The 23,105-nt window shown below is 69.6% G+C and carries 22 protein-coding genes and 1 tRNA gene; 15 read left to right on the plus strand and 8 right to left on the minus strand.

The window, feature by feature from the left end:
• Window positions 1–184: 184 nt before the first annotated feature.
• Together IW248_RS23975 and IW248_RS23980 are read right to left on the minus strand one after the other, a co-directional pair.
• A complete protein-coding gene (locus tag IW248_RS23975; RefSeq protein ID WP_196928772.1) occupies window positions 185–1,222 on the minus strand; it encodes a GlsB/YeaQ/YmgE family stress response membrane protein in 1,038 nt (345 codons plus the stop codon).
• Window positions 1,219–1,641, minus strand: coding sequence for a PadR family transcriptional regulator (locus tag IW248_RS23980; protein ID WP_196928773.1), 423 nt, complete (start codon window positions 1,639–1,641; stop codon window positions 1,219–1,221). Before IW248_RS23980 ends, IW248_RS23975 begins: the two co-directional genes overlap by 4 nt.
• 235 nt (window positions 1,642–1,876) lie before the next feature.
• Between IW248_RS23980 and IW248_RS23985 the strand changes: the two genes are divergently transcribed.
• From IW248_RS23985 to IW248_RS24015, 7 genes are all read left to right on the plus strand, one after another.
• A complete protein-coding gene (locus IW248_RS23985; RefSeq protein WP_196928774.1) occupies window positions 1,877–2,377 on the plus strand; it encodes a cupin domain-containing protein in 501 nt (166 codons plus the stop codon).
• Window positions 2,378–2,623: 246 nt separating this feature from the next.
• Window positions 2,624–2,695 (plus strand) — tRNA-Lys (locus tag IW248_RS23990).
• A 307-nt stretch (window positions 2,696–3,002) separates the two neighbouring features.
• A complete protein-coding gene (locus IW248_RS23995; RefSeq protein ID WP_196928775.1) occupies window positions 3,003–4,451 on the plus strand; it encodes an ATP-binding protein in 1,449 nt (482 codons plus the stop codon).
• Between the two features lie 534 nt (window positions 4,452–4,985).
• A complete protein-coding gene (locus IW248_RS24000) occupies window positions 4,986–5,504 on the plus strand; it encodes a hypothetical protein (protein ID WP_196928776.1) in 519 nt (172 codons plus the stop codon).
• Window positions 5,505–5,621: 117 nt separating this feature from the next.
• Complete coding sequence (locus IW248_RS24005) at window positions 5,622–6,428, plus strand: IclR family transcriptional regulator (protein WP_231396418.1); 807 nt, start codon at window positions 5,622–5,624, stop codon at window positions 6,426–6,428.
• A gap of 434 nt (window positions 6,429–6,862) precedes the next feature.
• Window positions 6,863–8,299, plus strand: coding sequence for an extracellular solute-binding protein (locus tag IW248_RS24010; RefSeq protein ID WP_231396419.1), 1,437 nt, complete (start codon window positions 6,863–6,865; stop codon window positions 8,297–8,299).
• Window positions 8,296–10,332: an ABC transporter permease gene (locus IW248_RS24015; protein ID WP_196928777.1), complete on the plus strand. Its 2,037-nt coding sequence runs from the start codon at window positions 8,296–8,298 to the stop codon at window positions 10,330–10,332. Before IW248_RS24010 ends, IW248_RS24015 begins: the two co-directional genes overlap by 4 nt.
• Before the next feature lie 93 nt (window positions 10,333–10,425).
• Here the strand turns inward: IW248_RS24015 and IW248_RS24020 are convergent, their stop codons facing one another.
• Both IW248_RS24020 and IW248_RS24025 read right to left on the minus strand, forming a co-directional pair.
• Window positions 10,426–11,037: a dihydrofolate reductase family protein gene (locus IW248_RS24020; protein ID WP_196928778.1), complete on the minus strand. Its 612-nt coding sequence runs from the start codon at window positions 11,035–11,037 to the stop codon at window positions 10,426–10,428.
• A gap of 82 nt (window positions 11,038–11,119) precedes the next feature.
• Window positions 11,120–11,767: a TetR/AcrR family transcriptional regulator gene (locus IW248_RS24025; protein ID WP_307788182.1), complete on the minus strand. Its 648-nt coding sequence runs from the start codon at window positions 11,765–11,767 to the stop codon at window positions 11,120–11,122.
• A 56-nt stretch (window positions 11,768–11,823) separates the two neighbouring features.
• Between IW248_RS24025 and IW248_RS24030 the strand changes: the two genes are divergently transcribed.
• The 3 genes from IW248_RS24030 to IW248_RS24040 are packed head-to-tail and all read left to right on the plus strand — an operon-like array spanning window position 11,824 to window position 13,399.
• On the plus strand, window positions 11,824–12,117 hold the full coding sequence (locus IW248_RS24030; protein ID WP_196928779.1) for a hypothetical protein: 294 nt from the start codon (window positions 11,824–11,826) through the stop codon (window positions 12,115–12,117).
• On the plus strand, window positions 12,117–13,019 hold the full coding sequence (locus IW248_RS24035; RefSeq protein ID WP_196928780.1) for a class I SAM-dependent methyltransferase: 903 nt from the start codon (window positions 12,117–12,119) through the stop codon (window positions 13,017–13,019). Before IW248_RS24030 ends, IW248_RS24035 begins: the two co-directional genes overlap by 1 nt.
• Complete coding sequence (locus IW248_RS24040) at window positions 13,016–13,399, plus strand: hypothetical protein (protein WP_196928781.1); 384 nt, start codon at window positions 13,016–13,018, stop codon at window positions 13,397–13,399. The genes IW248_RS24035 and IW248_RS24040 overlap by 4 nt, the downstream gene beginning before the upstream one ends.
• Window positions 13,400–13,441: 42 nt before the next feature.
• Here the strand turns inward: IW248_RS24040 and IW248_RS24045 are convergent, their stop codons facing one another.
• Window positions 13,442–14,338 carry a helix-turn-helix domain-containing GNAT family N-acetyltransferase gene (locus tag IW248_RS24045; RefSeq protein WP_196928782.1) on the minus strand — a complete coding sequence of 299 codons (897 nt, stop codon included), beginning with the start codon at window positions 14,336–14,338 and terminating at the stop codon, window positions 13,442–13,444.
• A 27-nt stretch (window positions 14,339–14,365) separates the two neighbouring features.
• The gene (locus tag IW248_RS24050) at window positions 14,366–15,526 is read right to left on the minus strand and encodes a low temperature requirement protein A (RefSeq protein WP_196928783.1); all 1,161 of its coding nucleotides are present in this window, start codon (window positions 15,524–15,526) and stop codon (window positions 14,366–14,368) included.
• A 184-nt stretch (window positions 15,527–15,710) separates the two neighbouring features.
• Between IW248_RS24050 and IW248_RS24055 the strand changes: the two genes are divergently transcribed.
• Window positions 15,711–16,175 carry a DUF8243 domain-containing protein gene (locus IW248_RS24055; RefSeq protein WP_124821741.1) on the plus strand — a complete coding sequence of 155 codons (465 nt, stop codon included), beginning with the start codon at window positions 15,711–15,713 and terminating at the stop codon, window positions 16,173–16,175.
• Window positions 16,176–16,188: 13 nt separating this feature from the next.
• Here the strand turns inward: IW248_RS24055 and IW248_RS24060 are convergent, their stop codons facing one another.
• Complete coding sequence (locus IW248_RS24060; RefSeq protein WP_196928784.1) at window positions 16,189–18,588, minus strand: glycoside hydrolase family 65 protein; 2,400 nt, start codon at window positions 18,586–18,588, stop codon at window positions 16,189–16,191.
• A gap of 171 nt (window positions 18,589–18,759) precedes the next feature.
• Here IW248_RS24060 and IW248_RS24065 point away from each other — a divergent pair, with 171 nt between their 5' ends.
• A complete protein-coding gene (locus tag IW248_RS24065) occupies window positions 18,760–19,389 on the plus strand; it encodes a phosphatase PAP2 family protein (protein ID WP_196928785.1) in 630 nt (209 codons plus the stop codon).
• A 112-nt stretch (window positions 19,390–19,501) separates the two neighbouring features.
• Here the strand turns inward: IW248_RS24065 and IW248_RS24070 are convergent, their stop codons facing one another.
• Complete coding sequence (locus IW248_RS24070; RefSeq protein WP_196930343.1) at window positions 19,502–20,179, minus strand: prepilin peptidase; 678 nt, start codon at window positions 20,177–20,179, stop codon at window positions 19,502–19,504.
• A gap of 842 nt (window positions 20,180–21,021) precedes the next feature.
• Between IW248_RS24070 and IW248_RS24075 the strand changes: the two genes are divergently transcribed.
• From IW248_RS24075 to IW248_RS24085, 3 genes are read left to right on the plus strand one after another with little or no spacing between them, the layout of a single operon-like run.
• Window positions 21,022–21,531, plus strand: coding sequence for a hypothetical protein (locus IW248_RS24075; protein ID WP_231397706.1), 510 nt, complete (start codon window positions 21,022–21,024; stop codon window positions 21,529–21,531).
• Window positions 21,525–22,448 carry a hypothetical protein gene (locus IW248_RS24080; RefSeq protein WP_196928787.1) on the plus strand — a complete coding sequence of 308 codons (924 nt, stop codon included), beginning with the start codon at window positions 21,525–21,527 and terminating at the stop codon, window positions 22,446–22,448. Before IW248_RS24075 ends, IW248_RS24080 begins: the two co-directional genes overlap by 7 nt.
• Window positions 22,445–23,104 (plus strand): SAF domain-containing protein, encoded by a 660-nt coding sequence (locus IW248_RS24085; protein WP_196928788.1) that lies wholly within the window; start codon window positions 22,445–22,447, stop codon window positions 23,102–23,104. The genes IW248_RS24080 and IW248_RS24085 overlap by 4 nt, the downstream gene beginning before the upstream one ends.
• The last annotated feature ends 1 nt before the right edge of the window (window position 23,105 follow it).

Raw genomic sequence — 23,105 nt, forward strand, 5'->3', positions numbered from 1 at the left:
GCGCAGCGCAGTGCCTGCGGCCTGCAACGCGGCCCCGGCGGCTTGATCCACTCGACTTCCTGAAAGTCGCGGTATCCGAGCAGCCAGGACCGCCCGACTTCCTGAATCCCGAGTCGATCAAGACCGAGGGTCGAGGCCGTTGACACCGCTCGGGCATCGGAGGTAGCCGAGGGCTGCGGGAGGGTCACGCCTCCGCTGCGACCTCCGGCCGATGTCCGCAGGTCGGGCAGGTGCTGTCGAATGCACTACGCCGGACGGTCCGATGTCGTGTGGCCCGACCGGCGAGGACAACTGTCAGCAGCGCCGCGCCCACGAGAAGGATCGACCCGGTGGTGACGGCGAAGGCAGCCAGGGTCGGTCCGCCCCAGAGCCCTTGGCTGAGCTGGTTGGCGCCGAACAGACCGGCCGGGGTGGCGAGCAGCAGTGCCGCCCAGAGGCCGGCGTCGTCGGCTCGCAGGGCGCGGCCGAGCCCGACGAACAGGACCAGCGCGAACATCAGCCCACCGGCCATCGCCAACAGCTCGGGAGTCGAGCCGTACGAGGTGAACATGCCCCCGCCGCTCTCGGCGGCGTTCAACGCCACGGATGCGGCCGTCACACAACCGGCCGTGAGCGGCGGCAGGCTACGCGCGACCCAGCCGGGATGGGAGGGCAGCGCGAGCGTGGCCAGGCCCAGCGCGACAGCGGGGATCAGCACGAACAGTGGCGGCCCAGGCTGTCCGGTGAGAGCGGCCACGGGCGGCACGGCGACGGTCAACAGGACAGCTCCGGCCGCGACAGAACGGGCCCAGGCCCCGGGCAGCACAGCGGCGGTGAGGCCGACGACCAGCCAGCCCAGCCAGATCACGACGCCGAGCGTCTGAAACGGACCAACCGAATCCAGCCGGGCGAAGCGGGGGTCTTCGACCTCGACCTGCAGGAGGAAGAAGGCGGCGACAGCGACCAGGGTGTTCAGCGCGGCAGTCGCGGCCAGCGGGAGAGCCGCGACCAGCCCGAGCGCGCCGTACCCCCGCAGTCGCTCCCGAAGCCCGGCCCCAAGCAGATCGACGGCGTCATGTGGTGAGGGCCAGCGCCGGCCCGGTTCGACGGTGTCGAGGTACGTCCCGACGATCTCGTCGCCCCGCTCAGCCTGGTAGTCACCCGGGTAGGCCCACAGCAGCCGCCGGTAACGGGACTCCAGCGGTGACCCGACCTGCTCCTGCACGGGGTGGGGCTGATTCATGCCAGACCTCCGGTCGGTCGAAGGATGGGGTGAGCGGCCGTACCGGGGAGGTTGAGAGGGCCGCGTGCGAAGCCACCGGCGGTGCTGGTGCCCGCGGGCCGAGCCCGCAGCCGCTCGCTGGCGGCCTCGACGTTGCGGCGCAGTCGTTCGGTCTCGGCGGTGAGCACGGACCGACCCGCTTCGGTGAGCCGGTAGTAGCGGCGAAGCCGCCCCTCGACGACCTCCTCGTGGTCCCGCTCCACCAACCTCTCGTCGGTGAGGCGGTCGAGGGCGCCGTAGAGGGTCCCGGGCCGCAGCGCCAACCGCCCACCGGAGAGGGCCGCGACGTCGCTGATGATGCCGTAGCCGTGCATGGGCTCCCGCGCGAGCGCGGTGAGGATCAGGAAGGTGGGTTCCCGCAGCGGCGTGGGTGTGGCCATGGCCTCAATATAACGGTGATGAAGCTATACCGGTGACAAAGTGGTGCTGAACGTGCAGGTGGCCGAGGCGCAGGAGCCGCAGCAGTAGCAGTCCCGGCCAGCCACCGGAAAGCACGCGAGGTGGAGGTGCTCTCCACGAGGATCAGACCGAGCGGCCCCGTCGAGTTGCCTTCGGAGACCCGCCGTCGCCCGGCCCATCGAACCAACCGACAGCACACCCCAGGAGACGAATCCGATGATTCCCGACGACGATCCCACTCGCTCGCTCACCGTGGCGGACCCCGACGATCCCGCCACGACCTACATCTCCCTGGTGGGCAACACCTACGGCATGTTGATCACGGGCGAGCAGACCAACGGCGCGTACTGCCTGATCGACATGCGCGTCCCCGACGGCGGCGGGCCGCCGCCGCACCGGCACGACTTCGAGGAGATGTTCACGATCCTTGAGGGCGAGATCGAGTTCACCTTCCGCGGCGAGAAGCACGTCGTGCGGGCCAGCTCCACGATCAACATCCCGGCCAACGCGCCGCACAACTTCCGCAACACCTCCGGTGCGCCGGCCCACATGCTCTGTATGTGCACCCCGGCCGGGCAGGACGAATACTTCGCTCGCATCGGCGACGTCGTCGCGGGCAAGGACGCACCGCCGCCGCAGCTTTCACCTGACGAACTCGCCGAACGCCGCCGCCGCGGTGCCGAGCTGGCCTCGACCTACCGCAGCGAGTTCCTGTGACCAGCCAACCGCTGGCGCTCTGACGAGTTCGAGCCCGGCCAGCAGCATCCGTCGGACTGACTGCGGAAGGGGTCCGAGCCGCATGTGCGCGGCTGGGACCCTTCGTCGGTTCACCGTCGAGGGGTGATGAAGCTGTACCGGTGACAAAGCGGTGCGAAGTCCGCCGTGGGTGTAGATCAGCATCGCTCCTCTGGACCGGGGGCGGACATCAGCCGGGGCGCAGACGGTCGGGTAACCTGAGCGCGCGGGCCGCTAGCTCAATGGCAGAGCTGTGGACTTTTAATCCATAGGTTCAGGGTTCGAGTCCCTGGCGGCCCACGCATTCCCTCGACTGTCCCTCTGCGGCAGGAAACGATCGCCATCCGGAGCTTCGGCGTGCCGCCCGCGAGCGATGGGGAGCGACCGCCAGGGAGCCGGCTCATCTTGTCGACCTACTCCCGGCTCGTCCATTGGTGTCCAGGGTCAGCCCGGTGGCGACCCTGTCGAGCGTGAAGCAGTTCGTCCGTGCGGTAGCGGACACCGGCCGATGGCGTGGCGCTTGAGTCGCTGCGACGTACATCAGTAGCGACCCCGAATTTAGGTAGACTGGTCCGAAGTAAGATCCGATCTAGCTTCGGGAGGGTCGATGTTCATCGGCCGGCGCACGGAACTGGACCTGCTCACCAAACAACTTGATCATGTGAAGCGCACTGGCGGGGGTCGCTCTGTCGCTATCCGCGGCCGGCGGCAGGTGGGCAAGTCGCGGCTGGTGCAGGAGTTGTGCGACCGGGTCGATCTGCCCTACTGCTTCTACACCGCGGTCAAGGGCGCGTCGAGCATCGAAGCGGTCAGCTACTTTCTCGGGGCCTTGCGCGACTCGTCACTGCTTACCGCTGGCGGTCGTGATCTTCTGCCGTCCCAGCCGCCGGCCGGTGCCTGGGGAGACATGCTGCGGGTGTTGGCAGGTGTCTTGCCCGACACGCCGAGCGTGGTCGTCCTCGACGAACTGCCGTGGATCTCTGAGCAGGACCCGACGTTCGACGGACACCTGCAGGTCGCCTGGGATCGGCTCATCTCCAGCAGGCCAGTGCTGATGCTGCTGCTCGGCAGTGATCTGCACATGATGCAGCGGTTCACCGAGTACGACCGACCCTTCTACGGCAGGGCCACGAACATGGTCCTCGGCCCGTTCAATCTTGCCGAAACCGCCGCCGTGACCGGGTTGAGCGGCGCGGACGCGATCGATGCACACCTGATCACCGGTGGATTGCCGGGTATCGCTCTGGAGTGGTCCCCGGGAACGCCCCCGGTCGAGTTCCTGAGTCAGGAGATCTCCAACAAGACTTCGGCGTTGTTCACCGTCCCCGAGCAGTCCCTGGCATCGGAGTTTCCCGCCCCCGACACTGCCCGCCGCATCTTGGAAGCTGTCGGTGGAGCGGGTAGCCGCACGTTCAGCAACATCGCTGCTGCCGCCGGGGACCGCGGCGGCCCGGTCAGTTCCGGCACGCTGTCCCCGCTGCTTCACCGGCTCGTCGAGGAGAAACAGATCCTCGCTGTCGACAAGCCGCTGTCCACCAAGCCCAGCAAACTGGCTCAGTACCGGATCGCTGACAGTAATCTGCGCCTGTATCTGGCCATCTTGCGCGATGTGCATCAACTGGTTCTGCGCGATCGGTCAGCGGCCGCTCGCGCCATCCTCGATAGTCGGTGGTCGAGTTGGCGGGGTAACGCCGTCGAGCCGATCATCCGCCATGCGCTCGCCATCTCCGCCGGTGCCGGAGGTCTGCCCTGGACTGACACGTGGGAAGTCGGTGGTTGGTGGAACCGGCAATCCAACCCAGAGATCGATCTTGTCGGAGCCGACCGCGCCCCGATCGCCTCCCGCATCACGTTCGCTGGCTCCATCAAGTGGCAGGACGGCCCGTTCGACCGGCACCACCTCGACGAACTTCGGCGTCACGCCCCGCTAATCCCGGGTTTTCAGCCCGGCACCAGCGGCCTGGTCGTCGTCAGCCGCTCCGGAGCTGACCTCCCGGACGGGGCCGTGGACCTTGTCTGGGGGCCCGACGACGTCATCCGCGCCTGGTCGGTCTGATTCTGTCCAACGTGCGACGGACGCGGTGTTCTCCGCCGGTAATGGTCACGGAGCGCAATCCGTCAAGCTAGCAGCGAAGTACAGCAACCGTGCGAGCCGAACCCAGCCGAGAAGCACGCCAGCAGCCCGGGTGACCTCGAACCACACCGCAGGAGGCCGCCTCGCCGGCAATCCATAGGTTCAGGGTTCGAGTCCCTGGCGGCCCACTCACACACAGGTCAGCAGCCCGGCCGGGGGTCGCCTTGCTGGCCGTCGGCTGAGCTCGCCCACTGGTAGCCTGCGCCTCTCGGCGAGAGCGGAGTATGCCCGGTGCTCAGGATGGTGCTGCACAGGTCGGTTGCGGTGGCGGCCCTCTGCCTGGTGACCGCCTGCGGTTCTCCGACGACCTCAACAGCGGACGCGGGCGGAACGAAGCAGGCGACGGGCTCGGCCACAGCCACGAAGCCAGCAGTTCCGGCGACCGGCGGGCCCGGGTACTCCGCGACGCTGTCGGCACGCTTGGTGGCCACGGAGTCACTACCGCCCGGCTTCACTGTGGAGATCGCGACCAGCATGGCGCAGGATGCTGGAGATCGGCGTGCAGACGTCGACGCATCCTGTTCGCACAGCATGATGCCGCTGCTGTCGGCCCGCCGGCTGACCGGCACGCCGTCAGCGATAGCCGCGGCGACCCTCAGCTACGACGCGGGTCCCGATGACTTGTGGGTGGGGACCGAGGTCCTCAGGACCTACACCGATGACGGTGCACGGCGAGCGATGACGGACCTGCGAGCGCTCATCGACCGTTGCCCGACCCTTGCGCCGTCCGGCCAGGGCGTCGGCGGCAGTTATCGCTTCGCGGTAGCGCCAGGGCCGCAGTTGGGCGATGACAGTGTTCACGTCAGCCACACCACGACGTCGGACCTTGGCACGCTGGAATGGGACACCATGCTCGTCCGGATCGGGACCACTCTGGTGGTCGTCCAGGCGGAGGGCAACAAGCCCGGCGGCGGCAGATACCTCACTCAGGTTGCCGAAGCCGCTCTGCACAGGTACCAGACGACCGGATCCTGAACGCCTCGGAGGGCAGCCGGCGCGCGGCCCTGATCGCCCGGGTGCGGCGGTGTCCGGGACCTGGCGCCGGAGGCTGACGTAGATATCCTCTTCAGGTGCTGGCCCGTGTGGAGATCATTGACACGGGTCCGGCGCTGCGAAGGGACTTTCGACATGCCCCGTGTGGTACCGGCGGTCATCCGCGCGCTCGACGTCCTCGAACTGTTCCTGGACTGCCCCCAACTGTCGGCCCGCCAGGTGATGGAGCGGCTCGACCTGCCCCGCACGACTGTCCACGAGTTGCTCGTGACGCTTGAGGCTCGCTCGTACCTGATCTCCGTACCGGGCCAGCCGGTGCAGTATCGGCTCGGCATGCCGCTGTTCCAGCTGGGCGCGGCGTTCGCGGGCCGGCTTGATCTGGTACGCGAGGCGCAGGGCGTCGCGCGGGACGTGGCGGCCGCGTGTGACGAGGCGGTCCATGTGGCTGTGCTCGACGGCGCCGATGTCATCTATCTCGTCAAGTTCGACAGCACCCACCCCGTTCGGATGGTTTCCGGGGTCGGACTGCGGCTGCCCGCGCACTGCACGGCCGTCGGCAAGGTACTGCTGTCGGCTCTCGACCAGGCGGACCTGGACGTCGTCCTGCTCAAGGACCCCCTGCCGGGCATGACGCCGGACAGCATCACCGATCCGGATCTTCTTCGTGATCATCTGAACCGTGTCCGCGCGGAGGGTGTCGCGGTCGACATCGGCGAGTCGGACACCGCGATGCGCTGTGTCGCTGCAGGGATCCGGGACCATACCGGCGCCATCATCGCTGGAATGAGTCTGTCTGCGCCGATCATTCGCTGGACGCCTCAGGTGCAGGTGGAGTGGACCGGGCTGGTTCGCGAGGGCGCGGCTGTGTTGTCGGCTCGCATGGGCTACCGGGCGCAACCTCGGTAGGCAACCTCCCGCTTTCGGTTCGAAACAACATCGAAACATTGACATTGCTCATCGCACTGCCTTAGCGTCGCGACCACTCGATACGGTATATCGAACCTAGTTCGAAATCTCGAACGGCGGTGGTCAGGTGACCCGACCGAACTGGAACGTCAGCGCTACTACCTCGGCCCGGTCGCCGATCGCCTCAACCTTGTCGCGCTACCCGGAGAGCGCCACCCGACATGTCTCGGGTGGTGGCTCCGACGAAGCGCGCGTGAGCGGACGTCCCACGGTGACGGGCGGGCCCGCTTACCACCGCAGGAAGCCACGAACGAACTGATCTCGACGGGCGCCCCTCGGTGGTCGCCGGCAGAAACCAACTGCAACACAACCATCGCGGTGTTCGCCAGCTATGCCTTCGGCGTGCAGCCGTGCGCGGGAGAAAGAGGAGACGTATGTCCATGATGGACAAGTCGGTGTGGTCACGGCGTGGCTTTCTGGGAGCGGGGGTGGGGGTGCTCGGCGCGGCTGGTCTGGCCGCGTGCGGTGACACCTCCGAATCACCCAGCAAGGTGCAGCCGGAGGTTCCGCAGGAGCTGATCGACGCCGCTGCGGCGATGAAGGGCTCCTCGATGGGGATGCTGTCGCAGAAGCTCTATTCGACGGCGGCGAACGAAGCCCTCGACAGCTCGATCAAGAAGTTCGCCGACACCACCGGGACGAAGATCGAGAACAGTCTGGTCCAGGCCGACGCCGGTGACGTGGTGGCCAAGATCGACGCCGAGGTCAAGGGCGGGGTGGCCCGTGACCTGGCGTTCATGACCGACTCGCGGTTCGTGGCGCAGTTCCAGGCGCTGGGCGACCTGGAGGACGTGACGGATGTCGTCACGGCGCTGACCGCCAAGTACGGCGAGCCCTGCGCCGAGGCGAAGAACTTCTGCGTCTTCGACGGCAAGTGGTTCGCGATCCCGTACCACTTCATCGGGATCGGGTCGTTCCTGCGCAAGGACTGGATGCAGGACAAGGGCATCACCCCCAAGGACATCTACAGCTGGGAGGAGCTGCGGGACCTCTGCCTGGAGATCTCCGATCCGACCAAGCGCCGGTTCGGCTGGGGCATGACGGTGAACCGGTCCGGTGACGGCAACGGCATGATCGAGGCGCTGATCAACGCCTACGGCGGGTCGATCGCCTCCAACGACGGCCGGAAGGTCACGTTCAACACCCCCGAGACGGTGCAGGCGGTGTCCTTCCTGGGCGACATCTACACCAATCAGAAGTACAAGCCGATGTTGCCACCGGGGATCGCGAGCTGGACCGACACCAGCAACAACGAGAACTGGCTCGCCGGGATCCTCGGCTACACCCGCAACCAGTTCAGCGTCTACGCGGACTCCAGGACCAAGAAGAACCCGGTGCACGCGAACACCCATGTGTTCTCCGACTGCATCGGGCCGGCGACCGACAATCCGCTGCTGCTCGGCCAGTCGCAGGGCTTCGTCATCTTCAAGGGCGCCAAGAACCCGGCGCTCGCCAAGCTCCTGGCGCAGTACCTGGTCAGCGCGCCCGCGCTGCTCGGGGTGGCGAAGGAGGCACCCGGCCTGGTGATGCCCGCCTGGGAGAAGGTCTGGGACGCCGACCCGTTCTTCACCAGCGGCGACCCGGCGTTCCCCATGCTGCGCAGAATCACCGAATTGAAGCTGCCGCTGAACACGAAGAACGGCCTCGCCTTCCCGCAGAAGGCCAGCGCGGGCCAGCAGGCGGTGGGTTCGGCCTACGTCCTCACCGACATGATGCAGCAGGTCGTCCAGGGCACGGCGCCGGCGCAGGCCGTGACGGCCGCCCACGCGAAGATGGTGCAGATCTTCAACCAGCAGGGGCTGCCGCAGTGAGGTCTGTCCGCCCCGCGCGGGTCCCGACGGCGAGGAAATCCGCGCCGTCGGGACCCGGCTCTCTCACGGCGGTCCAGCGGCGGCTGGGTCGTGACTGGCGGCTGGCGGCACTGTTCCTGGCGCCGATGGCCGTGCTGGTCGGCGGGCTCGTCCTCGTGCCGATCGCCCGGTCGATCATCACCAGCACCACCGAACGGCACGGGCAGGACACCGTGTTCGTCGGCCTGGACAACTACCTCTCGCTCGTCGGCGACGACCAGTTCCACACGGGCGTGGTGAACTCGTTCGTCTTCACCGCGTACGCCGAGGTTTTCAAGGTCGTGCTGGGGTTGGCCGCCGCCCTGCTGCTGCACCACCGGCGACGCGGGCGGGCCGTGCTGGCCGGGTTGCTCCTGGTGCCGTGGGTGGTGCCGACGGTGGTGACGGCGTTCAGCTGGCGCGCGCTGCTCGACCCGATCTTCGGCAGCGTCAACACGCTGCTCACCGCCAGCGGGATCGGGCCGCTGCTGGCCAGTGCTCACCTGGTCGACAGCTGGCCCGCAGGCTGGCTGTCCGACCCGTCACTGGCCATGCCGTCGGTGATCCTCGTCAACGTCTGGAAGGGGGTGCCGTTCTTCACCGTCTGTTTCCTCGCGGGGCTGAAGGCCATCCCGGCGGACCTCTACGAGGCGGCGACCATCGACGGTGCCTCGGCGTGGCAGCGGTTCAGAAGCGTGACGCTGCCCGGACTGCGCCACGTCATCACCGTGACGGTGACCCTGTCGTCGATCTGGACGTTCAACAACTTCGACCTGGTCTGGTTGCTGACGCAGGGTGGCCCGGGCGACGTGACAGCGCCGTACGTGCTCATCGCCTACTCGAAGGCGATCCTGCAACTGCAGTACGGCGCAGGCGCGGCGGTCACGCTCGTCATGCTGCCGATCATCGGCGGGCTGGTGTTCGTCCTGGTCCGCTTGTTGCGCCAGGACACCAACATCAAACTGCCCCGCCGACGTCGGGCAGCGCGGTGGATCGGCACGCCGCTGTGGGCCCCGACGGCCCGGAAGGCGCTGCCCTGGGTCATCGCCGCGCTGGTCACCGGTCTGCTGGCCTGGGCGTCGCCGCACATCTTCTGGAAGGCGGCGGTGGTCCTCGGGGTGATTCTGCTGATCGCGGCCGGAGTCGGCCGGGTGGTCTCGACCCTCCAGTCACGAGGCGGCCGCCGGTCGGGGTCCCTGGTGTCGGGCCTGGGGTCCTGGGTCGCGCTGGCCGGGTTGCTCCTCTTCGTGCTGGGCCCGCTGTACTGGATCGCCGTCACGGCCTTCAAGTCCGAGGGCCAGGTCGTCATGCGCACCGACGACCTGTGGCCGACGCCGTGGACCCTGGAGCAGTTCGGCGCCCTGTTCGACAACCAGCCGTTCGGCCGTTGGTACCTCAACACCCTGCTGGTGTCCGCGGCGTCCACGGCGGTGGCCCTGGTCTGCGCGGCCCTGGCGGGCTACGCGCTGGCCCGGCTGCGGTTCCGCGGGGCGCAGGGCTTCACCGTCACGGTGCTGCTCACCTACGTGATGCCGGGCGCGCTGCTGTTCATCCCGCTGTACCAGATGCTCATCGGCGCCCGGCTCACCGACTCGTTGTGGTCTCTGGTGGTGACGTATCCGACCTTCACGCTGCCGTTCGCCACCTGGCTGCTGGTCGGGTACTTCTCGTCGATCCCCATCGAGCTGGAGGAGGCCGCGTTGGTCGACGGCTGCAGCCGCATCCAGGCGTTCGGCAAGGTGGTGCTGCCCCTCGCCAAGCCAGGGCTGCTGGCGGTCGCGCTCTTCACCCTGACCAACGCCTGGAACGAGTTCCTCTTCGCTTTCGTGTTCATCACGAAGGACGAGTACAAGACGCTCCCGGTCGGAATGCAGTCGATGATCGCCGGAGACGTCGTGCCGCAAGGACAACTCGCCGCGGCGTCGCTGCTGGTCAGCATCCCCGTGGTGATCATGTACGCCCTCGGGCAGCGCTTCCTGACCGAAGGGCTCACTGCGGGCGCGGTGAAGGGCTGATCGCACGTCGACGCCGGACGCAGTTCGTGGCGAACGGGCCGCTGGTGCCGATCGGGCACCAGCGGCCCAGCACGATGTCGTCACGGGACGTGCTCATGCGGACCCGTTTCCGGTCTCTGTGCGCGTGTAGGTGAGGAAGAGAGCGCCACTGTCCAGGACGGTGTGGTCGGTCAAACGCCAGGTGCGGGGGGCGAAGACGGCGTCACTGCCGAACAGCGGGATGCCAGCGCCGATGGTCAGCGGAGCGAGCTTGACGATCAGCTGATCGATCTCGGGGTACAGGGCTCCCGCCAGGGCGCCGCCGCCGATCACCCAGACGTCCTTGCCGTCGTGGCGCTTCAGCTCTCGTACCGTGGCAATGGGGTCTTGGGCCATGACCTCGACGGCCGGGTCCGGGCTGCTGCCCAGCGTGCGGGAGAACACCAGGTGGCGCAGGTGGGGGTACGCGTCGGTCACGCCGGCCTTCAGGCCCACCTCGTAGGAGTGGCGCCCTTCCAGCACAGTGTCGAACCGGCTGCCCTGGTCGGTGATGCCGAACGCCTGCCGGGCCGGACCGGGGAGGGTCTCCGGATATTCGCTGACGAGGTGGTGCAGGTAGTCCTCCGGAACCGGCCAGAACCCGTCGGGGCCGGTCGGGTCGGCGCCGTCGGGACCGGCGATGAAGCCGTCCACTGTGGTGGCGATGTAATACACGAGCTTGCGCACGACGATCTCCTCGTTCAGGCCGCCGGATGCTGTTCAGCGGTGACGTCCATCAGCCTGCCCGGCGAGGCCCCGGGCCACAAGATCATAAGTCGGCGCTGGCGATGATCGCGCCGCTGACGGTGTCCACATACCACCGCTGGTACTGCTCGATCGCCCAGCCGCGTTGCCGGACGAGCCAGTCGAAGTTGCGGACGTCCTGGGCCAACCAGAGGATGTCGGCCACCTGATCGACGCCCAGGTCGGGGCGGACGCCTCCCGTGCCGACGAGTTCGGCGGCGAACATGGCCATGCCGCGGCGGCGGTCGTCGACGTTCTTGCGCCAGATCTCGGCGGCGTCCGGATCGGCCGTGGCCGCGCCGGCCAACGCGAGCATCACCTGGGCCTGCCGGGCGTTGACCTCGGCCAGGTGGCGGGCGTAGCGGACGAGCTTGGCCCGGGGGTCGGTGAGTGCGCGGATCTCGGCGACGAAGGGCCGGTCCGGCAGGGCCACCGGTTCGTCGTCGCCGGCCAGGGTGACGTCGACCAACTGGGAGAGCAGTTGCCGCTTGCTGCCGAACACCGCGTACAGGGTCTGGACCGCGACGCCGGCTTCCACGGCGACAGCGGTCAGCGGTGTGGCCGCGTAGCCCGGGTCGACGAACAGCCGGCCAGCCGCTTCGAGGATTGCTCGTCGGGTCTGTCGGGCCTGCTCCTGCCGGCGGGAAGAGTCATAACGTCTCTTGACAACCACCCGTCGAGTGTAGTGCTCTATTCGATAGAGGTTCACTCTATCGAGAGGTGACGGCTATGCCGTTCGGTGTGCTCCAGGAGATGCCCGGCGTCAGCGAGGCGGAATACCGGCAGGTGGAACGACACCTCGGGCCGGATCGACCGCCGGGCCTCCTCGCCCATGTCGCCGGGCCGACCGAGGACGGCTGGCGGATCATCAACATCTGGCAGGACGAAGCGGCATTCCGCAGGTTCCAGTCCGAGCGGCTGGTCCGAGCGGCTGGCTTGGCGGCGCAGGAGGACGGCTTCGACCCGGCGAAGGCGGCTCACTTCCGCTCGACGAGCGTCGACGGCACCGAGATGCCGTTCTGATGGCCGACGCCGCCAGCCTGCGGGCCCGCAGCGCCGCTTTCTGGGCGGGAGCGGCAGCTGGCTGGATTCGCCACGCCGATCGGCAGGACGAGACCGGTCGACCGCTGGGCGCGGTGGCCATGGGTCGACTGGCCGCACGACCCGCCGAGCGAATCCTCGATGTGGGCTGCGGCTGCGGCGGCACCACTGCCGAGATCGCCGCTGCGGTCGGCGAGACCGGCGCGGCGATCGGTGTCGACCTCGACGAGGCGATGGTGACCTCCGCTCGACGCCGGTTCCCCACCGACGGGTACCCGGGCATCCAGTTCCACGTGGCCGACATCGAGACCCTCGATGTCGTGCCGGGCGCCCCGTTCGACGCGGCGTTCTCACGAATGACAGTGATGCTGTTGGCGGACCCGGTCGCCGGCTGCCGCACGATCCGACGGTCACTGCGCCCGGGTGGGCGCCTCGCCGCGACCGTCTTCCGCGACAGCGGCGTCAACCCGTGGCTGTCCGCGGCGATGCTCGGCGCCGCACCGCATCTCGGACCGTTACCACCGCTCCCGGTCGGTGACGAGCCCGGTCCGTTCGCGTTCGCCGACCCGGCGCGGCTCGTTCGGACCCTCACCAACGCCGGCTTCACCGCCGTCACGATCACACAGTGCGATGTCGCCCTGGAGGCTCCGGACGACGCCGACGCGGTGGCCGAATGGCTTATCGAGGTCGGCCCGGCCGGTGCCGCGTACCGGGCGGCTCCGCCGGCTGGTCAGGCTTCGGCCCGGGCGGGGGTCGCCCGGCTGCTCGACCGGTTCCGTGAGCCCGGCGTCGGCTACCGGCTGCCCACCGGCCTCTGGCTCGTCGCCGCGAACGCCGCCGGAACCCCTACCCACCACGAAACCCGTGAGGACAACATCCAATGAGTACGTTCCGACCGCTCGCACCAGCCCTCTGCCTCGTGCTCGCCCTGACGGCGTGCACCGAGGCCGACGCGCCCGAGCCCGCTGCGGCGCCGGACACGACAGGATCGACAAGCGCGGCCGGTTCCGCTCCGGCCGACGGCTCCCAGCTGTCGGCGAAGGAAGTGTGCGCCTACCTGAAAGGCCAGGTGCCGACGCTCAAGGGGATCGGGTCCGAGACGGGTGCGATGGCCAACCTCACCGTGAACCTCTATTCCTGGTACGAGAAGCAGGGCCCCGTGCCCAACGGCCGTGAGATCGACGACCAGACCCGCAAGGAATGCCCGGCGACCCGGACCGAGGTGCTGAAACTCGCCGGCATGGAGAGCTTCGAGCGGCTGTAGCCGCCACGAACGCGACGGCCCATCACCGGACGGTTGGGACCGTCAACGCCCCAACCGCTTCTCGAACCAGTGGTGGGCGTAGTGCTCGGTGTTGTACGCCTCGATCTCCCGGTAACCGGTCGCCCGGTACAGGGCGATCGCCTCGGTGAGGTTGCGGTTGGTGTCCAGCCGGACCGCTGTCGCGCCGTGCTCGGCGGCGTACCGTTCCAGCTCACCCAGCAGTCGCCGCCCGACGCCGAGCCCGCGTACGGTGTCGGCCACCCACACGCGTTTGACCTCGGCGGGCGCGTCGGAGTGGAGTTTGACAGCGCCGCAGCCGATCGGTTCGCTGTTGAGGGTGGCAAGCAGGAGCACCCCGTTGGGCGGGACGAGCGCTTCGTCAGGGACCGGTTTGCTCAGTGCGGGGTCGAACCCGTCGTCGAATCGTCGCGCGATGTCCCGGGCGTAGGCCCGCAGACAGGCGCGGGCTCGCGGGTCGCTCGGCGGGCACGGCTCGATGACGACCATCGAGCCGATGAGGAGCCGTTCGACCTCGGCCATGGCGGTGACGAGTCGTTCGCGGCGGTGTTCGGTGAGCGGTTCGAGGATCGAGGCGGCGAGATCGTCCGACCGCTGGTCGAGGTCGGCCCACTGGGTCCGGCCGGCGTCGGTGAGCGTGGCGACGCGTACCCGGCCGTCGCCGCCGGCCTGGCCAACCGGTCCGACGGTGATGAGGTCGTCGTTCTCCAGAGTGCGCAGAAGCCGGCTGAGGTATCCGGAGTCCAGGCCGAGCCGGGCCCGTAGCGCGGCGACCTCGGCACCGGCGGGGCCGATCTCCCAGAGCAGCCGAGCCTGCCCCAGGGGACGCCCCTGGGCCATGTACTCGTCGTCGAGCGCACCCACCCGTTGGGTGACAGTCCGGTTGAACCGCCGCACGGCGGCGATGAGAGCCGAGTCCATACACCTGACTTTAGTCAGGCTTCTTGACTACGCACCAGACCGGTGGCGGTAGGACCGGATGCCGGCGTGGTCCAGGACGACCACCACGAACACCACCACTGTGACGACCGCGCTGACCGCCAACAGCGGCAGCCGCACGAGGGCCGCCGCACCGCCCAGCACGAACAGGGCGGCGACCCGGGGCCAGGAGAGTCGCCGGTGGATCGCCGCCGAGAAGAGGATCCGCCCGATGAGGAACAGCGCCGGGCCGCTCAGAATGACCAGGGCCTCGGTCGTGCCACCGGTCCGCAGCGGGTGGGCGATGCTCAGCTCTGCGCCGACGGCGGTGACCACCAGCCCGGCGATCATCAGCAGGTGCAGGTATCCGGTGACGACCCCGAGCCGGGACGGGTCGGCGTGTTCGATGGCCGGGCCCAGGCGCTGACCGGCGGGCGTGACGTAGAGCAGACCAATCAGCACCGCGATGGCGAAGACCAACAGGAACGCGGCGGTCTGCGGGAGGGCGAGGTCGCTTTCGGCGTACGAGAGGCCGGCGACCAGGACCAGCTCGCCGAGCGCGATGATCATGATTTGTTGGTACCGCTCGGCGAAGTGCTCACCGGCGAGATGCAGCTCCTGTGGCCCGGTCCGGCCCATCAGTGGAGTGGGCCAGCCGAGTCGTGGGCCGGTGAGGTCGATGGCGAGGGCGAGCAGCCACAGCGGCACGCGCCACTCCGGCAGAAACCCACCGGCCAACCACGGTACGGCCGAGACGCTGAACCAGCAGAGGATGCGCAGCGCCCGGCTCTGCCGTGGGTGACCGCGCAACGCGAGGACTGTGAACACACCCCGGGCGATGTGCACCGAGACGTACGCGCCGGCGAAGAGCAGGCCCCGCCCGTCCAACGCCTGCGGGATCGCCACCCCGGCCAACAGGCTGCCCAGCGCGGCACCGACCAGCAGCCAGCGCACCGCCGGGCTCTCCGGGTCGTACCAGTCGGCGAACCAGGTGGTGGTCACCCAGATCCACCAGACGCCGGTCAACAGCACCGCGGTGTGCAGCGCGCCAGCCAGGCTGAGGTCGTGCAGCAGGTGGGCGGCCAGCTGGCTGAGGGCGAGCACGAACGCCAGGTCGAAGAACAGCTCCAGGAACGAGGCGCTCAGCGGAGAGTCACCGCCCCGCAACAGCCGTTCGGGTCTGCTCGCCATCGGCGCTCCTCCCGCTGGCGCACGCCCTGCGTCCGTCGTACCACCCGAGGCCGGCCACCGGAGGCGAAAGGGGGTCAGCCACCTCGGGGCGACTACCCACCGACCCCTCGTGTCGTTGATCCGGCTGCACCCATGGTCACCGCTGACCACGGTGGGGGCACCGACTCAACGAGGAGGGACGCCGATGACCGCTCAGCGCGAGACCGTCCAGGTCGACCACGACCTGTTCCGCGCCGTGTACGACTCGCCCGCATCACTGCCCGGCCGACACCGCTGGACCACCCCCGAGTCGGACGTCCGGCGGCTGGAGAAGCTGCTCGGCATGCCGGCACGCAGCATCGGCGCCCCGCTCTGGGTCAGCGGCGACGAACCCGACTGCCCGAAGTGCCGCCGGCGGGTCACCTGGTACGACATCGTCTCGTCGGCGCTCTCCGGCCTGCACGACAAGGCCATGATCGCCACGGTCATCCTGGGCGAGCGCAAGTACGTCAACACCGAGATCCCGGACGCCATCGCCGGGGTGCGCTGCTCCGACTGTCACACAGCGATCGACGGTCTGCGCAGCTTCAAGTGCCACAACTGGGCGTACGCCTTCGAGGCGCTGGAGGCCGTCCGCGAGCGGATGGCCGGCGGTCTCGCGCCGACCTGAGCCGGGAGCGGGCTCAGTCGGTCGAGCGACGGGTGGGGCGGCGGCCGGGCGGGGAGGCTGGTTCCGGGCCGGGGTCGGGCACCTGCGGCATCGGCCGGGTGACCGGCTCGGCGCCGGTGACCCGCAGCGACTCGCCGTGGTGCCACAGCTCGACCTCGGCGTCTCCGGCGGCGTCGGGCAGCTCGTAGCGGGCCTCGGCCGGAGTCAACGTGACCCGCAGGCGGTGGCCGCGCCAGCGCAGGCTGAACGCCAACCGGTCGATCCGTCGCGGCAGCCGGGGGTCGAAGGAGAGCACCCCGCGGTCGTCGCGCAGCCCGCCGAAGCCCTGCACCAGCGCCAGCCACGCGCCGGCCAGTGAGGCCAGGTGCAGCCCGTCGGCGGTCTTGTCGCCCAGGTCGGCCAGGTCCTGCAGGACCGACTCGGCGAACAGGTCGTACGCCAGGTCCAGGTGCCCGACCTCTGCGGCCAGCACGGCCTGCGGGGCCGCCGACAGCGACGAGTCGCGGACCGTGCGGGCCTGGTAGTAGGCCAGGTTGCGGGCCTTCTCGTCGGCGGTGAACTCACCTGGGCAGAGCTGCATGGCCAGCACCAGATCTGCCTGCTTGACCACCTGCTTGCGGTACAGCTCCAGGTACGGGAAGTGCAGCAGCAGCGGGTAGTTGTCGTCGCCGGTGTTCGCGAAGTCCCACTCGGGTTGCTCGGTGAAACCGGCGGCCTGCTGGTGCACCCCGCGCTCGCGGTCGTACGGAACGGCCATCGCGTCGGCGGCGGCCCGCCAGCCGGCCACCTCGTCGCGGTCCACGCCGAGCCGGCCGGCCAGCTCGGGGTGCCCCTCGGCGGCGTCCGCCGCGCCGCGCAGATTGCGCTTCGCCATCAGGTTGGTGAAGACGTTGTCGTCGACAAGCGCGGCGTACTCGTCCGGGCCGGTCACGCCGTGCAGGTGGAAGTCGCCCCCGTCCGACCAGTGGCCGAAGGCGTGCCAGAGCCGGGCGGTCTCCACAAGCAGTTCCAGCCCCGCCTCGGCCAGGAACCGCCTGTCATCGGTGGCGGCCAGGTAGCGCAGCACCGCGTCGGCGATGTCGGCGTTGACGTGCAGCGCGGCGGTGCCGGCCGGCCAGTAGCCGGAGCATTCCCGGCCACCGATGGTGCGCCACGGGAAGGTCGCGCCGGACAACCGCAGCTCGGCGGCCCGCTCCCGCGCCTCGGGGAGGTGGGCGTGCCGCCACCTCAGCGCCGAGCGGGCCACCGCCGGGGCCAGGTAGGTGAGCACCGGTAGGACGTAACTCTCGGTGTCCCAGAGGACGTGCCCGTCGTAGCCGTTGCCGGTCAACCCCTTGGCCGAGATGGTCCGATCGGAGTCCGGACGACCGGCCTGGATCAGGTGGAACATCGCGAACCGAACAGCCCGTTGCAGCTCCGGATCACCGTCGAGCTGCACGTCGGCGACCTGCCAGGCCGCGTCCAGGGCGGCGCGCTGGTCGGTCAGCAGGGCGTCGAAGCCGTCCGCGCGGGCCGCGTCCGCCTCGGCGGCGACCAGGGCGGCCAACTCGTCGGCGGGAGCCGCGTCGACCGCCGCCCACTCGTAGGCGGCGAACTTCGTCAGCCGCAACCGCTCCCCCCGGTGCAGGCGACCCGTCACGGTCAGCCGTACACGGTCCGGCGTGCAGTCACCTGTGGTGGTCACCGTGCCCGGCCCCTCCAGCAGGTGACTGACCGCGACCGCGACGCGCTGGCCGCTGCGCCCGGTGCGGTGCACAAGCACCCCGTCGAGGCCAGTCGCACGGTACGTCTCGGCGGCCAGCGGGTCGGTGGGCACCGAGGCGGCCCGAGGATCGTCCGAACGCTCCGGCACCTTCTCGTTGGCCAGCAGATCCGAGCAGACCCGCAGCTCGACGGCGGCGTCCAACGGCTCGACCTCATACCGGACGGCGGCCACCGGGCGACGCGGCAGGGACACCAACCGGGTGCTGCGGATGCGTACGCCCCGCCCGGCCGGTGAGATCCACTCGGTCTCCCGGCGCAGCACGCCGGTACGCAGGTCGAGCACCCGTTCGTGGCTGCGCAGCGTCCCGGTCCGGAGATCCAGCGGCTCGTCGTCGACCCAGAGCCGGATCAGCGCGGCGTTCGGTGCGCTGATCACTGTGTCACTGGCCGACGGGAACGCGTACCCCTCCTCGGGGTAGCTCAGCTCGCGCCGCTCGTGCAGGCCGTTGACGTAACTGCCCGGCATCCCGCACGGGGCGCCCTCGTCGAGCACCCCGCGCCAGCCGATCCACCCGTTGCCCAACGCGAAGATCGACTCGGTTTCGCCGAGCCGGTCCAGGTCGGCCTCCGTACGCCTGATTCGCCAGGTCTCGTCGTCCGCCGTTCCGGCGGTGGACTGCTGTTGATCGGTGGCCGAACCGGTCTGCACGAAGCCTCCTGTCGATGTTGACGTCCTGCGACCAGCCAACCAGAGCCGGCTGTGCGAATCCTGGACGAAGGTCGTACGGACCGCCCGACCTTCGACAGCGGCGGTGCCCTCTGCCGCGTTCGTAGGGTGTCCCCCAGGTGAACAGGGTATGAACGTGAAGTGAGGTGATGCATGGTCGACAACGGCAGCATGGACGTTCCGGAGATCAGCGCCGAGTGGTACAGCGACGTCGTCGACGCCGCCGCCGGCAGCCCAGAGCCGGTGCAGTGGTTCGTCGGACACGCCACCGAGGGGGTGATCCTGCTACTCGGCGCGCTGCTGGTGATGGCCGCGCTGAGCCGCCGCTCCGGCGGCCCGCACGACCGGGCACTCGCCCTGATCGCGCCGCTGCCGGCCCTCCTGGCGTACCTGGGCAGTGAGTTCTTCAAGACCGTTGTGGACCAGGAGCGCCCCTGCCGGACGATCGGTCGGGAGATCATCGCGGGTGCCTGCCCACCCCCGGGCGACTGGTCGTTCCCCAGCAACCACGCCACCATCGCCGGCGCGCTGGCGGTCACCACGTTGCTGCTCAACCGCCGTCTTGGCGTGGTCGCGTTGCCAGTGGCCGCGCTCGGCGCCTTCTCCCGGGTCTTCGTGGGCGTGCACTACCCGCACGACGTGATCGCGGGTGTGCTGTTCGGTGCCCTGGTCGCCGTGGCTGTCACCCCGTTGCTGGCCCGCCCGACCAGCGAGGTACTCCGCCGCCGGGCCAACCGCCCCGACAGTCCGGCCCCCAAACTGGCCAGCCGCTCCCGCCCCTGACCCCCCGCCCCGCCCCGCCCCCGCCCCGTCGATCTTGCACTTTGGGTTGTCGATATGAGTGGGACGCCCCTTATGCCGGGACAGAAAGTGCAAGATCGCGGGGCGGGGGCGGTCAGAGTGCCCAGAGGACGGCAGCCGTTGTGCCGAGCAGCAGGAACGGGCCGAACGGCAGGTGGGTGCTCCAGTTGGCGCGGCGCGTGGCCAGCAGGCCCAGGCTCACCAGCGCGGAGAGCCCGAAGGTGAGCAGCAGCCCGAACGCCAGCACCGGCCAGCCGTACCAGCCGAGCAGCGCGCCGACGCTGAGCGCCAGCTTGGCGTCGCCCAGCCCGAAGCCGCGCCGGCCGAGCAGCACCGCGGTGCTGGCGAAGAAGAGCGCCAGCCCCGTGCCGCTGATGACGGCCCGCAGCCAGTGCCCCGGGTCGGCGTCGAGCGCTGCCACGCCGAGCAGCAGCCAGGTCCCGGCCGCGGCGGGCAGGGTGAGCCGATCCGGCAACCGGCGCACGGCCAGGTCGACGAGGACCGCCGGGATCGTCCAGCCGAGCCACCAGATCAGCGCCGGCAGCGCCCCGCCCGACGGACCGGCGAAGGCCAGCAGCACCGCCGCCGCGAGCACGGCCAACTCGACAGTGCCCGGCGGTGGGCCGACCCGGGCGCGGCAGCGACCGCAGCGGGCCGCCGGGCTCAGCGCCGGCCAGGGGCGGGTCAGGCCGATCGGCGCGCCGCAGGCGTCGCAGCCGCTCCGGTTGGGCAGACCCGGGGGTACGGCGTAGCGCAACGCCGCCAACCGCATCAGCGGGCTGATCGTGAGGATCGCGAACACTGACGAGACCCGGGTACGCGCCACCGCCGAGGCGAGTCCCGCTGGTCGTTCGCGCCGTAGAGCGGGCGTTGCCTGGCCGGTGGGTTCCGTCGTACCGCCGGACGGCGGGGGCGCCGGGCTCCGATCGGGCGGGTCCTCCCGACCGGGGACGGCCGCAGGGGGTCCGGTCAGCGCCATGTTCCCTCCCTTGCGGCCAGATGCTCCTCCACGATGGCGAACACGGATCGTGATTGAACGCTCGCGATGGTGTTGCGGATGGCGCAGAAACCGACCTGCCCACCCGAGCCGGCGAGGGTGCTCTCGACCGCTTCCGAGCTGGGTGAGGCGACCCGCCGATCGGCCGACAACCCCGTTCGAATGCCGGGATGAGGCCGCGATGTCCCACTCCCGCGACCGGTGGCGAGACTCCGGCGAGCCCATCCGGCGCGGCGACGCCCCATCAATAACGACAGTTCGCTCGACCATTGCCCGGGGCGCAGTGTGGACACCCGCCACCACCACCTGTCATCACGCAGAGTGTTCGCTTGAATTGCCTCTGTTGTATCGGCGAGCGTCAGCCTATGCTCGCCCCTTGGGTGTGACGCAAGCCTCACCTTCACCATCGGACGACACAGGACCCCTGATTTGTAAAAGATCCGTAACGGTGAATGCAGAAGCGCAATGAACGGCTCCGGATGTGCTGATCCGGGCGCGCTTCCGCATGCCCGACGGCGGTGAACCGTCACCGCCCCGGGCGACCACGAGGAGGCTCGACGGTGCGCGGACGGCAGCTCAGGAGAGCGGCAATCTGCCTGCTGGTGGGCGTGGCGGCGATGCCGGTCACCGCCTGCGCCAGCGGACGGGAAGCGGTCGAACGGCCGACGGAAGTGCGCGACAACGGACCCCGGACCGATCCCGACGTCGAACGGCATGCTGCCGAAAAGGCGGCACTTGACGCGTACTCCGGGTATCTCGCGGCCTCGCGCACAGCGGGCCTACGCAGTGATCCGCGTTCACCGGAACTGTCCCGGTTCCTCGGTGATCCACTTTTGACTCGGGTCCGGGTGTCCATTCGTGAGGCTAAGGAGCACGGCGCTATGCGTACCGGGACGTTCAAGTCCGACCCGACCGTGACCGCCGTCAGCCTGGACGCGAAGCCGGCCACCGTGGAGATCCAGGACTGCCTGGACACGAGCGGCTACCGGCTGGTCTACGCCAAGGACAAACGCTCGGTCCCGGGCAGCGGTGGCGGCAGACACCTTTCCACCGCTACCGCGACCCGCTATCCCGACGGTCGCTGGCTGATCAACTACGGCGCGACGCACCGGGACCAGCCGTGCTGAGCGGGGCCGCGACAACCCGACGGGCGCTCGCCGGGCTCGGCCTCACGCTTCTGCTGGTAGTCGGTGCGGCCCCGCCGGCCGCCGCGGCCCTACGGGCCGACCCGGGAGCTGGCTGCCCACCCGACCAACCCGACTGCAGCGTCTGGGACGACGAGCCCGGCAAGCCGGGCGATACCGGCGGCGGCGGGGACGACGGTGGGGATGACGGTGGCGGCGGGGGTGGGGGCGTCTGCCAGTGGAACGGGCGGACCATCCCCTGCTACGACGAGGACCTGGGCTGGTTCAACAACGGCGACGGGTGCTATTACAAGCTTTCCGAGGGAACGGTCGAGCCCCCCGAGGGCGAGCAGTGGTATCTGCGAACCTGCAACGGCGGCGACCTGGGTACCCAGGTAATGGTGACGCGGGCCGATCCGCCGCCCGGCTTCGGCGCGCCGCCAGACCCGGAGGAGTTGGCTCGTCGCGCCCTGGCGTCGATCAGTCTGCTGCCGGCACCGCTGAGGATGGCACCCCGCAAGAGCATCGGCCCCGGTCTGGTCGGCCTGCCTGTGTGGATGTGGGCGGCGCGGAGCACCAGCTACTTCGGCCCGCTGACCGCGTCCGCGTCAGACCGGGGCGTGACCGTCTCCATCGAGGCGAAGGTCGACCGGATCGTCTGGGACATGGGCAACGGGGACGAGGTCCCCTGCGAAACGGCCGGCACGCCGTACGACTCGAAGGGCGATCGGGCCGGCGAGACCTCGCCGGACTGCGGCTACGACAAGGGCTACCAGAAGGCCGGCACCTACCGGGTCACCGCCACCACCCACTGGAAGGTGACCTGGCACGGCGGTGGCGAGAGCGGAGAGATCCTGGTGACCCGTAACAGCGGCACCGTTCCGATCCAGATCAACGAACTCCAGGTGGTCACCAGATGAGCCTCGCGACGCGCAACGGGACCGGGTCGGTGGACGCCCCCGTCAACCCGCCCACTGTGGTCCGCCAGCGCCGGGTCCGTCCCGGGCTGCTCGGTCTCGCCGTCCTCCTGATCGCCCTGGGCGGGCTGGGCGCGGCGTTCGCTGTCACCTCGGTTCGGGCCACCGGCAGCTATCTGGCGGTGGCCCGCCCGGTGGAGGTGGGCCGCGAGATCAGCGCAGCCGACCTGGTGACCGTGCAGGTCGCCGGCGGCCAGGGGCTGCGCCCGGTGCCCGCCGGACGCCTCGACGAGGTGGTCGGCAAGCGGGCCGCAGTCGCGCTGCTTCCGGGCACGCTGCTCACCCTGGGACAGGTCACCGACGATCCGCTGCTCGGCCCCGGCCAGCAGCAGATCGCGCTCGGCCTGGAGACCGCCCAGGTGCCGGCCCGCGAACTGCACCCCGGTGACAAGGTCCTGCTGGTCAGCACTCCGGACGACAACCCCGACGGAGACGCGGCCGCCGCCGGCACCCGGTTCGCCGCCACCGTCATCGACATGGTCAGCCCGGCCAACGACGACAAGGTCCTGTACCTGGCACTGCTCACCCGTGACGTGCCCGCGGTGGTGGCGCTCGCCGCACAGGAACGGCTCGCCGTCGTGCTGACCGAGGCGGCCTGAG

The organism is Micromonospora ureilytica (assembly GCF_015751765.1).
GTDB lineage: Bacteria > Actinomycetota > Actinomycetes > Mycobacteriales > Micromonosporaceae > Micromonospora > Micromonospora ureilytica.

Bases quoted from the DNA above. Each gene is read 5' to 3' on its own strand.
- IW248_RS23975 (WP_196928772.1), bottom strand. From the start codon at position 1,222: ATGAATCAGCCCCACCCCGTGCAGGAGCAGGTCGGGTCACCGCTGGAG.
- IW248_RS23980 (WP_196928773.1), bottom strand. From the start codon at position 1,641: ATGGCCACACCCACGCCGCTGCGGGAACCCACCTTCCTGATCCTCACC.
- IW248_RS23985 (WP_196928774.1), top strand. From the start codon at position 1,877: ATGATTCCCGACGACGATCCCACTCGCTCGCTCACCGTGGCGGACCCC.
- IW248_RS23995 (WP_196928775.1), top strand. From the start codon at position 3,003: ATGTTCATCGGCCGGCGCACGGAACTGGACCTGCTCACCAAACAACTT.
- IW248_RS24010 (WP_231396419.1), top strand. From the start codon at position 6,863: ATGTCCATGATGGACAAGTCGGTGTGGTCACGGCGTGGCTTTCTGGGA.
- IW248_RS24030 (WP_196928779.1), top strand. From the start codon at position 11,824: ATGCCGTTCGGTGTGCTCCAGGAGATGCCCGGCGTCAGCGAGGCGGAA.
- IW248_RS24035 (WP_196928780.1), top strand. From the start codon at position 12,117: ATGGCCGACGCCGCCAGCCTGCGGGCCCGCAGCGCCGCTTTCTGGGCG.
- IW248_RS24040 (WP_196928781.1), top strand. From the start codon at position 13,016: ATGAGTACGTTCCGACCGCTCGCACCAGCCCTCTGCCTCGTGCTCGCC.
- IW248_RS24045 (WP_196928782.1), bottom strand. From the start codon at position 14,338: ATGGACTCGGCTCTCATCGCCGCCGTGCGGCGGTTCAACCGGACTGTC.
- IW248_RS24050 (WP_196928783.1), bottom strand. From the start codon at position 15,526: ATGGCGAGCAGACCCGAACGGCTGTTGCGGGGCGGTGACTCTCCGCTG.
- IW248_RS24055 (WP_124821741.1), top strand. From the start codon at position 15,711: ATGACCGCTCAGCGCGAGACCGTCCAGGTCGACCACGACCTGTTCCGC.
- IW248_RS24065 (WP_196928785.1), top strand. From the start codon at position 18,760: ATGGTCGACAACGGCAGCATGGACGTTCCGGAGATCAGCGCCGAGTGG.
- IW248_RS24070 (WP_196930343.1), bottom strand. From the start codon at position 20,179: ATGCGGTTGGCGGCGTTGCGCTACGCCGTACCCCCGGGTCTGCCCAAC.
- IW248_RS24075 (WP_231397706.1), top strand. From the start codon at position 21,022: ATGCCGGTCACCGCCTGCGCCAGCGGACGGGAAGCGGTCGAACGGCCG.
- IW248_RS24085 (WP_196928788.1), top strand. From the start codon at position 22,445: ATGAGCCTCGCGACGCGCAACGGGACCGGGTCGGTGGACGCCCCCGTC.